The sequence below is a fragment of the Enterobacter sp. 725m/11 genome, assembly GCF_011683705.1.
Classification (GTDB): domain Bacteria; phylum Pseudomonadota; class Gammaproteobacteria; order Enterobacterales; family Enterobacteriaceae; genus Enterobacter; species Enterobacter bugandensis.
This window is the reverse complement of record NZ_JAAQOK010000127.1, coordinates 1-400: the sequence shown is the minus strand read 5'-3', so window position 1 is coordinate 400 and position 400 is coordinate 1. Positions and strand designations below refer to the sequence as shown.

2 tRNA genes are annotated in these 400 nt (G+C 48.5%); both read right to left on the bottom strand.

The window, feature by feature from the left end:
* Positions 1 to 109: 109 nt before the first annotated feature.
* Positions 110 to 185: transfer RNA gene (locus HBA26_RS22715), tRNA-Ala, on the bottom strand.
* Positions 186 to 223: 38 nt separating this feature from the next.
* Positions 224 to 300, bottom strand: a tRNA-Ile gene (locus HBA26_RS22710).
* Positions 301 to 400: the final 100 nt, after the last annotated feature.

Genomic DNA, 400 nt, shown 5'->3' with positions numbered 1-400 from the left:
AAGATGTGTCGTTTCAATTTTCAGCTTGATCCAGATTTTTAAAGAGCAAAACTTCGCAGTGCACCTTTTCAGGTTCACTCTGAAGTTTTCTTGTGTTCGCAGTAAAAGATGGTGGAGCTATGCGGGATCGAACCGCAGACCTCCTGCGTGCAAAGCAGGCGCTCTCCCAGCTGAGCTATAGCCCCATCGTTTTGCCAACCTCTTCAAATTTGCGTCGCAAATTTGGTAGGCCTGAGTGGACTTGAACCACCGACCTCACCCTTATCAGGGGTGCGCTCTAACCACCTGAGCTACAAGCCTGTAGAGGTTTTTTACTGCTGTTTTTCATCAGACAATCTGTGTGAGCACTGCAAAGGCAGGTTCTTTAAGGTAAGGAGGTGATCCAACCGCAGGTTCCCCT